The 9,225-nt window shown below is 68.8% G+C and carries 5 protein-coding genes and 2 pseudogenes; 2 read left to right on the top strand and 5 right to left on the bottom strand.

What is annotated here, in order from left to right:
• Nucleotides 1–500 precede the first annotated feature (500 nt).
• The gene (locus tag TA90_RS12310; RefSeq protein ID WP_043536894.1) at nucleotides 501–1,739 is read right to left on the bottom strand and encodes an ABC transporter permease subunit; all 1,239 of its coding nucleotides are present in this window, start codon (nucleotides 1,737–1,739) and stop codon (nucleotides 501–503) included.
• A gap of 217 nt (nucleotides 1,740–1,956) precedes the next feature.
• On the opposite strand from TA90_RS12310, the pseudogene TA90_RS16060 reads away from it, so the two are divergent.
• Together TA90_RS16060 and TA90_RS12300 are read left to right on the top strand one after the other, a co-directional pair.
• A pseudogene (locus tag TA90_RS16060) lies at nucleotides 1,957–3,173 on the top strand (ROK family transcriptional regulator).
• Complete coding sequence (locus tag TA90_RS12300) at nucleotides 3,170–3,916, top strand: ATP-binding cassette domain-containing protein (RefSeq protein WP_043536893.1); 747 nt, start codon at nucleotides 3,170–3,172, stop codon at nucleotides 3,914–3,916. Before TA90_RS16060 ends, TA90_RS12300 begins: the two are co-directional and overlap by 4 nt.
• A gap of 214 nt (nucleotides 3,917–4,130) precedes the next feature.
• Here the strand turns inward: TA90_RS12300 and TA90_RS12295 are convergent, their stop codons facing one another.
• From TA90_RS12295 to TA90_RS12280, 4 genes and pseudogenes are all read right to left on the bottom strand, one after another.
• Nucleotides 4,131–5,270, bottom strand: coding sequence for a substrate-binding domain-containing protein (locus tag TA90_RS12295; protein ID WP_043536891.1), 1,140 nt, complete (start codon nucleotides 5,268–5,270; stop codon nucleotides 4,131–4,133).
• A 145-nt stretch (nucleotides 5,271–5,415) separates the two neighbouring features.
• Entirely contained in the window at nucleotides 5,416–6,777 is a 1,362-nt protein-coding gene (locus tag TA90_RS12290) for an ABC transporter permease subunit (protein ID WP_082031692.1), read from the bottom strand.
• A 33-nt stretch (nucleotides 6,778–6,810) separates the two neighbouring features.
• Nucleotides 6,811–8,331, bottom strand: a complete 1,521-nt coding sequence (locus TA90_RS12285; protein ID WP_043536889.1) for a sugar ABC transporter ATP-binding protein — start codon at nucleotides 8,329–8,331, stop codon at nucleotides 6,811–6,813.
• Between the two features lie 373 nt (nucleotides 8,332–8,704).
• A pseudogene (locus tag TA90_RS12280) lies at nucleotides 8,705–9,225 on the bottom strand (Asp-tRNA(Asn)/Glu-tRNA(Gln) amidotransferase subunit GatB); the annotation flags it as partial.

The raw sequence follows: 9,225 nt of genomic DNA, 5'->3' as shown, positions 1-9,225 counted from the left end.
CCCCGCGACCGCAACGCACGCCGAACCGCCCCCGACGAGACGGCAAGTTCGCGCACGGATCCTGTCAGAACTTGCCGTCTCGTCGGCGGGACGAGCACAGCCACTCAGGGAGCACCGGCATTTCCGCAGGTCAGAGCCCTCCGACCGCAACGCACGTCGAGCCGATCCGCACGAGACGGCAAGTTTGCACACGGATCCTGTCAGAACTTGCCGTCTCGTCGGCGGGACGAACACACCCACTCAGGGAGCACCGGCATTTCCGCAGGTCAGAGCCCTCCGACCGCAACGCACGTCGAGCCGATCCGCACGAGACGGCAAGTTCGCGCACGGACCCTGTCAGAACTTGCCGTCCCGTCGAAGAGGCAAGCGCGCCCACCCCGGGAGCACCGGCATTTCCGCAGGTCAAAGCCCCGCGACCGCAACGCACGTCGAGCCGGCCCCGACGAAACGGCAAGTTTGCACGCGACCGGCCCAGCCTCCGGCACCACTCCCACCCGATCTCACTGGAAGCGGGCGAGGGAGGGCGTCTGGTTCTGCCGGAGGCCTTCCATCATGCGCCCCGTCAGGGAGGGGCGTCCCTTGCGCCGGGAGTAGAGGTCGAAGGAGACCGCCGCGAGGAGGACGAGCCCCTTGATGACCTGCGCCCGGTCGGAGGAGACCCCCAGGAGCATGAGGCCGTTGTTCAGCACCGCCATCACGAGCCCACCCATGACGGCGCCGTAGATCGTGCCCATCCCTCCGCCCACTGCCGCGCCGCCGATGAAGACGGCGGCGATCGCGTCGAGCTCCCACAGGTTGCCGTCCTGGGGGCCGGCGGCGGTGGCCCGACCGGCGAAGACCATGCCGGCCAGTGCGGCCAGCACCCCCATGTTGACCATCACGGCGAACTGCACGGCCTGGATGTTCACACCCGACAGGGCGGCCGCCCCGGGGTTGCCACCGACGGCGTAGACGTGTCGACCGAAGGCCGTCCTGCGGGTGACGACGTGGTAACCGAAGACCAGCAGCAGGAGGATGACACCCGACACGGGGAAGGAGGTGCCCGTGGGGCCCTGACCGAACAGCCAGGTCACCGCCCCCACGGCCAGGGCCATGAGGACGATGCGGGTGGCGGGCACCCAGCCCTCCACCTCCCCGCCGCGTGCCACCCGGCGCCGGTAGCGGCGCAACTCCATGGCGGCCAGGTAGGCGAAGACCACCAGGCCCAGCACCAGGGTGGAGTTGTTCATCCCGGTCCAGGTGGGCCCCCACTCGGGCAGGTAGCCCGCACCCATGAAACGCCACTCGTCGGGGACGGGGATCGACAGCGCCTGGGACTCCCACAGCAGGGCCCCGCGGAAGATCATCATGCCCGCCAGGGTGGTGATGAACCCGGGAATGCCCACCGCCGCCAACCAGAACCCCTGCCACGCCCCGATCAGCGCGCCCAGGAGCAGCCCCAGGAGGAGGCCCACCCACCACGGCAGTCCGAGGTTGTACATGGCCAGGGCGGCGGTCATCGACACGAATGCGGCCACTGAACCGACCGACAGGTCGATCTGGCCGATGACGATCACCAGCACCATGCCGACCGCGAGGATCAGGACATAGGCGTTGCCCGTCACGAGGTTCTGGGCGTTGGAGGTGGTCACCATGCGCCCGCCCGTGGCCATGTTGAAGACGGCGAGCAGGACGAACAGCAGGACCACCAGGACGTGGAGCTGCGAGTTGTCACCGAACAGCCGTCGAACAACTCTCATCGGACCTCGCGTCTCCCGGTGTCATCGCGGCGGCCGGCCTTGCCCGCCCGCAGTTCTCGTCACATCCTAGGTGCGCGCCCCGTGCAGGGTACGGCCTTTCGGCCCCTGACCAGCACATCGGTGTCCCCGGCGACCACTCGGACGGCCCTCCGCCGCTCCCATCCCGCGGGCGCGGCCCGCAGCCCCGCAACGGGGCCCGCCAGGGGCTGGTGAATGCATGTCGGGGAGGGCCCGGAACTGCTACTTTGGGGCGGTGAGTGGAAGTGCCGGACCCTCGGGGTCCCAGGCGTCGTTGCGCGAGGCCAACAGCGCCCGCGTGGTGGACGCCGTGAAGCGTTACGGCCACATCACGCAGGTCGAGCTCGCGGCCGCCACCGGCCTGTCCGCGGCCACCATCTCCAACATCGTCAAGAGCCTCCAGGCCCAGGGCGTCGTCCAGACCCAGAACACCGTGCGCTCCGGGCGACGCGCCCAGATGGTCACCCTCCGTCGCGCCACCGGGCTGGGGGTGGGCGTCTACATCGGCCGGCGTGCCCTCCACATCATCATCGCCGACGCCGCCCAGGAGGCGATGTCCCAGCAGGTGCTGCCCCTGCCGGTGGACCACCGTGTCGACACCACCCTGGACCGTGCGGCCATGCTCATCATGGAACTCACGGAGAACCTCGGGGCGCAGCTCTCCGAGCTCATCGGGATCGGCGTCGCCCTGCCCGCCCCCGTGGACCCGGACTCGCAGCTCATCGCCGTGCGCGGCATCATGCGCGACTGGGACGACGTCGACGTCCGCGACGTCCTCTCCCGCCGCCTCCACAAGGAGGTCGTGGTCGACAACGACGCCAACGCCGGCGCGGTCGCCGAGGCCCGGTACGGCGGTCTGCGCGGCGCCTCGAGCGGCGTCTACGTGCGGGCCTCCTACCAGACCGGTGCGGGCATCATCCTCGATGGCCACCTCCACCGCGGCCCCCACGGCACCGCCGGGGAGATCGGCCACGTCCAGGTCTCCCCCAGGGCCCCATCTGCCAGTGCGGCGCGCGCGGCTGCCTGAACACCGTCGTCGGTGCCGACGCCCTCATCGACCTCCTGCGCATCTCCCGGGGCCCCCTCTCCCTGCGTGACCTCATCTCCCTGGCGAACGAGGGCGACCCCGGGTGCCGTCAGGTCCTCGCGGACGCGGGTTCCACCATCGGTGGGGTCCTGGCGGACATGTCCACCTGGAGCGACCCCCAGCGCATCGTCGTCGGTGGTGAACTCGCCGAGGCCGGCGAGGTGTTCCTCGCCCCGATGAGGGATGCCGTCGTCGGACGCCCCCTGCTGGCCGCCGGGGCCATCACCCTGCGCGCCTCCCAGCTGGGCGAACGCACCGAGGCCCTGGGTGCCCTGGCCCTCGCCATGGACGCCTTCTCACAGCCCTATTCCTCCCAGGAGGTGTCATGACCGCAGAGAGACCACTGCTCCGGCTGGACCACGTCTCCAAGAGCTTCGCCGGCGTGCAGGCACTGGTCGACGTCGACCTCGTGGTCGACCGACACGAAGTGGTCGCCCTCGTCGGCGACAACGCGGCGGGCAAGTCGACGATCGCGCGGATGGTGGCCGGCGTGTACGGCCCCACCTCGGGGGCGATCCTGCTCGACGGGGAGGAGGTGGAGATCCCCTCCACGCAGGCGGCCCACCAGATGGGCATCGCCACCGTGTTCCAGGAGCTCGCGCTGTGCGACAACCTCGACGTCACCGCGAACATCTTCCTGGGTCGTGAGCTCAGGTCCGGTCACCTCCTCGACGACGACGAGATGGAGCACCTGGCCCGGGAGTTCCTCGACCAGCTCAACAGTCGGATCCCCGACGTCCACACCCCGCTCTACCAGCTCTCCGCCGGGCAGCGTCAGTGCGTGGCGATCGCCCGCACGCTGGTCGCCGAACCCCGGCTCGTCATCCTCGACGAGCCCACGGCCTCCCTGTCCGTCACCCAGACCGCGGAGGTGCTCACCCACATCGAGCGTCTGCGCGACCTGGGGCTCGGGGTCATCTTCATCTCCCACAACCTCACCGATGTCCGCGCCGTGGCGGACCGCATCGAGGTCCTGCGCCACGGTCGCAACAACGGCACCTTCGACGCCCGTGACGCCTCCTACGAGGAGGTCATCGCCGCCATGACCGGGGCCACGCGCCTGTACCGCTGAGGCTCTTCCCGCGCCCTGCGCCCCGCGCCTGCGCGGCGGTGGTGCGGGTGCCGGCCCGGGTACCGAACCGACCACGTCAGCCGGGTACCGAACCGACCACCTCAGCCGGGCACCGAACCGAGGACGGCCGTCCGGGTCACGGGCACCCCGACACCGCACGCGGGAGCGCCCCGACCCTCGCGGGTCGGGGCGCTCCCCCAGTCAGACGACTGGGTCACTTCGCGGCGTTGACGAGCTCCATGCGGTGGGAGTCGTCCTTGTAGACCTCGGCGGCGTTGTCGGCCGTCACGATCTGCGGGGTGAGCAGGAAGGACTTCACGGGGTTCCCGTCCATGGACTCGTACTGCGAGTCGTCCAGGGTCGCACCGTCGACCGACGGGCTGGTGTTGCCCTGGGCGGCCTGGATGGCGAGCTGCACGGCGCCCTTCACCAGCGGACGGGTGTCCTTGAAGATCGTCGAGTACTGCTTGCCCTGGACGACCCAGGTGACGGACTCGTCCTCGGAGTCCTGGCCGGTGACGACCGGGATCGGCTTGCCGGCCTGGTCGACGGCCGTGATGATGGCGCGGGCGAGGGTGTCGTTGGGCGAGAGGACGCCGTCGGGCACCGCGTCACCCTGGTAGGTCGAGGTCAGCAGCGCAGACATGCGGTCCTGCGCCTTCTGGGGCAGCCAGCCCTGGGTGGCGACCTGCGTGAACTCCGTCTGGCCCGACTTCACGACCAGCGTGCCGTCGTCGATCTTCGGCTGGAGCACGTCCATGGCGCCGTCGAAGAACTTCAGGGAGTTGGAGTCATCGGCGGAACCACCGAAGAGCTCGATGTCCCACGGGGAGTCACCGGCCTTCGCCTCGAGGCCCTCCAGCAGTGCCTGGCCCTGGAGCTGGCCGACGCCGAAGTTGTCGTAGGCGATGTAGTAGTCGATGTCCTTGGTGTTGGTCAGCAGGCGGTCGTAGGCGATGACCGTGATGCCGGCGGCCTTGGCCTGGGAGAGCTGCGTGCCCAGCTGGGAGCCGTCGATCGCGCCGATGATCAGGACGTTGACACCGTTCTCGATCATGGCCGAGATCTGGTTCTGCTGCTCGGCGACACCGCTGTTGGCGAACTGGATCGTGCACTCGACGTTGGAGGACGCGCAGTCGTCCTTGAACATGTCCTCGGCCTCGACCCAGTTCTGCGAGGTCTTCTGGGGCATCGCGATGCCGATGGAGATGTCCTCGGCAGCCGCCGCGCCGGACTGGTCGCCCGACGCCGCCGACTCGGAGTCACTCCCCGAGCGGCCACCGCTGCAGGCCGTCATGGTCAGAGCCATCGCCGCCACTGCGGTCAGCGAGGCCATCTTCTTCAGTGTGCTCATCGTTTCCTTCTTCGGATGGGGTGCTACCTGGTGCGGTGAACCGTGACCGGGCCTCGATGCCCGGCTCACACCGCGGGATCTCTGTGCCGGGGCACCTGCGTGCCCCGTCCTGTGGAGGGCGAGGGATGACCACGCCCGACCGGAGTCACTCCTTCTGTGGAGCATCACCGGGGGTCTGTGCGAACACCGACGGTTCGTCGGCGACGGCCTCGGAGATCGGGGAGTCGGTGTTCGCCACGGGGGCGGGGGTCCGTCCCTCGGCGATGGCCTTCTCGGTCTCGAGGATCTGGCGCTGGTTGCGTCGTGCGTTCTGGAACGTGCCGATCAGGGAGCGCTTGCCCTGGCGCTTGGAGTAGACGTCCGCGGCCACGGCGAGCAGCAGGACCAGGCCCTTGATGATCTGGGTCCAGTCGGAGCCGACGCCCATGAGCTGGAGGCCGTTGTTGAGGAAGGCCATGACCAGGGCGCCGACCATCGTGCCGCCGATGGTGCCGATGCCGCCCCACACCGACGCACCACCGATGAAGCAGGCGGCGATCGCGTCGAGCTCCCAGCTGGTGCCGTCGGCGGGACCGGAGGCGGTGGAGCGTCCGATGAAGACCATGGCGGCCACGGCGGCGAGCACCGAGGAGGTGCACATGACGGCGAAGTTCGTGCGCTCCACGCGGATGCCGGTCAGGGCGGCGGCGGCGCGGTTGCCACCGATGGCGTAGACGCTGCGGCCGATGATCGTGCGGGTGGAGATGAAGGAGAAGAGGATCGCCAGCAGCACCACGATGACGCCGGGGATCGGGAAGGAGGTGCCGGGACGGCCCGTGGCGAACAGCCACATGATCCACACGAGCACGCCGCCGACGATGGCCACGCGGGCGATGGGGACCCACACGGGCGGGAGTTCGGCGTTGACCTCCGCCTGCTGGCGACGCTTGCGGATCTCACCCCAGGCCAGGGCGAGGACACCGAGGACGGCGATGACCATGGTCGGCAGGTTGAAGGGCAGGACGTCGGGGGCGACGTCGGGGAGGTAGCCGGCGCCCAGGGTCTGGAAGAACTGGGGGACGGGGACCGTCAGGGAGTGGCCGATCAGCTGGTTGGCACCGCGGAAGAGCATCATGCCCGCCAGGGTGGTGATGAAGGCCGGGATGCCCCACTTGGCGACCCAGAAGCCCTGCCAGGAGCCGACGAGGACGCCCACGACGAGGCCGGCGAGGAGTGCCAGCAGCGGGTTGAGCCCGAAGTCGGCGGTGAGCTTCGCGACGATGATGCCGACGAAGGCCGCCACGGACCCGACCGAGAGGTCGATGTGCCCGGCGATGATGACCAGCACCATGCCCATCGCGAGGATGAGGACGTAGGCGTTGCCGGAGATGAGGTTCATGAGGTTCTGCGACTGCAGGACCTTGCCGCCGGTCTCCCATTGGAAGAAGACGACGATCAGGATGAGTGCGGCGATCATGCCGAACTGTCGGAAGTCGCCCCCGAAGAGGGCGCGGATGTTCTTTTTCATTTCAGATGGTCCTTGGTTGTCTCTGCCGGGGGGTCAGGCTGTCTGCTTCTGCTTCGAAGCGGTCATCAGGCGCATCAGGGTCTCCTGGTCTGCGTCGGCGGTGGCCACCTCGCCGGTGACCTCGCCCTCGAAGATCGTGTAGATCCGGTCCGTGATGCCCAGGAGCTCCGGGAGCTCCGAGGAGATGACGATGACGGCCTTCCCCGTGTCGGCGAGGGCCTGGATGAAGGTGTAGATCTCGAACTTGGCGCCGACGTCGATGCCGCGGGTGGGCTCGTCGAGGATCAGCACCTCGGGGTCGGTGAACATCCACTTGGCGAGGACGACCTTCTGCTGGTTGCCGCCGGAGAGGGTGTTCACACCGGTCGTCACGGTCGCCGCCTTGATGCGCAGGTCCGTGCGGTACTTCTCCGCGGCCTCGATGCCCTCGTGGAGGTCCATGACCCCTCGGTGGGTGATCTTCTGCGGCTTCGCGGAGATGATCGACTGGTAGATCTGGTCCAGGAGGTTCAGCCCCAGGGTCTTGCGGTCCTCGGGCAGGTAGGCGATCCCCTCGTCGATGGCCTGGGGGACGTCGCGGGCGGTGACCTTCTTCCCGTCCACCACCAGTTCCCCGGACTCGAACACCCCGTAGGAGTGGCCGAAGACCGAGCGCGCCAGCTCCGTGCGGCCGGCACCCATGAGGCCCGCCAGCCCGACGATCTCACCGGAGCGGACGTTCAGGGTCGAGCCCTTGCACACCCACCGGTCCATGTTGATGGGGTGGTGGACCCACCAGTCGCGCACCTCGAACTTCACCTCGCCGATGTGGGAGGTGTGCTCGGGGAAGCGGCGGTCCAGGGGACGACCCACCATGAGGCGGATGATCTGGTCCTGGTCGATGGGGCCGTCGGCGGCGTCCATGTAGCCCACGGTGTGGCCGTCGCGGATGATCGACACCGAGTCGGAGACGTCGGCGATCTCGTCGAGCTTGTGGGAGATCATGATCATCGTGACGCCGCGGCCACGCTGCTTGCGCATGAGGTTGAGCAGGTGGGCCGACTCCTCCTCGTTGAGCGCCGAGGTGGGCTCGTCGAGGATCAGGAGGTGGACGTCCTTGGCCAGGGCCTTGGCGATCTCGACGAGCTGCTGCTTGCCGACACCGATGTCCTTGATGAGGGCGTCGGGGCTCTCGTCCAGACCGACCTCGGCCATGTACTTGAGGGCACGCTTGCGGGTCTCGTGCCAGTCGATCCCGGACCGGGTGCGGATCTCGTTGCCCAGGAACATGTTCTCCGCGATGGAGAGCTGGGGGATGAGGGCGAGCTCCTGGTGGATGATGACGATCCCGGCCTTCTCCGAGTCGCGGATGCCCGAGAAACGCACCTCCTCACCGTTGTAGACGATCTCGCCGTCGTAGGTCCCGTACGGGTGGACGCCCGAGAGGACCTTCATGAGCGTGGACTTCCCGGCGCCGTTCTCCCCGCAGATCGCGTGGATCTCGCCCGTGCGGACACTGAGGTTCACGTCGTCCAGGGCAACCACGCCCGGGAACACTTTCGTGATGTGGCGCATCTCCAAGATGATGCGCTCGTTGGGTTCTTGTACCACTTGTTCTCCGATGAACGATCTGGCTGTCGGTGCAGGTGCCATTGGCTGCCGACAGGTCGATTCTGCCCGACCGGGATCGATGGTACGCCCCAGATTCACCCTCTGTAACCGAAATGCAATCTTTGGCTTCGGATCTTGAAGTCAATGTTGGACGCACCCAGGGGGCGTCGCCCTCGTCAACCGTCGCGGTCCCACTGAGCAGCGCAGATCGGGCCCCCACCGACCCGCCCCCGCGCGGAGGGCGACACGACGCGAGGCGCTCGCGACACGCCGCCGGGGACGACGGTGCCCGCCCCGGAGGACCGGGACGGGCACCTGGGAGCGGCGGAGAGGGCCCTCAGCCGACCATCTCCATGATGAGTTCACGCACGCGTGCGGCGTCGGCCTGCCCCCGGGTGGCCTTCATGACGGCGCCGACGAGGGCGCCCGCTGCCTGGACCTTGCCACCGCGGATCTTCTCCACGATGTCGGGGTGGGCGTCGAGGGCCTCCTGGACGGCCGCCGTGAGCGCACCGTCGTCGGAGACGACCTCCAGCCCGCGGGCCTCGACCACGGCCTCCGGGTCGCCCTCACCGGCGAGCACGCCGTCGAGCACCTGGCGCGCGAGCTTGTCGTTGATGCGCCCGGCGTCCACCAGGGCCTGCAGCTGGGCGACCTGGGCCGGGGTGACCGGCAGGTCCTCCAGGGCGGTCTCGGTCTCCTTGGCGCGGCGGGCGAGTTCACCCATCCACCACTTGCGGGCGGTGGCGGGCTGGGACCCCGCGGCCACCGTGGCCTCGATGAGGTCCACGGCACCGGCGTTGATGACGTCGCGCATCTCCATCTCCGCGAAGCCCCACTCCCCCAGCAGGCGCCGCC

The organism is Actinomyces polynesiensis (genome assembly GCF_000820725.1).
In the GTDB taxonomy this organism is placed as follows: domain Bacteria; phylum Actinomycetota; class Actinomycetes; order Actinomycetales; family Actinomycetaceae; genus Pauljensenia; species Pauljensenia polynesiensis.
This window is presented reverse-complemented; position numbering and strand designations above follow the sequence as displayed.

Excerpts from the sequence above, each read along its gene's own strand:
- TA90_RS12310 (WP_043536894.1), bottom strand. The coding sequence starts at position 1,739 with ATGAGAGTTGTTCGACGGCTGTTCGGTGACAACTCGCAGCTCCACGTC.
- TA90_RS12300 (WP_043536893.1), top strand. The coding sequence starts at position 3,170 with ATGACCGCAGAGAGACCACTGCTCCGGCTGGACCACGTCTCCAAGAGC.
- TA90_RS12295 (WP_043536891.1), bottom strand. The coding sequence starts at position 5,270 with ATGAGCACACTGAAGAAGATGGCCTCGCTGACCGCAGTGGCGGCGATG.
- TA90_RS12290 (WP_082031692.1), bottom strand. The coding sequence starts at position 6,777 with ATGAAAAAGAACATCCGCGCCCTCTTCGGGGGCGACTTCCGACAGTTC.
- TA90_RS12285 (WP_043536889.1), bottom strand. The coding sequence starts at position 8,331 with ATGCGCCACATCACGAAAGTGTTCCCGGGCGTGGTTGCCCTGGACGAC.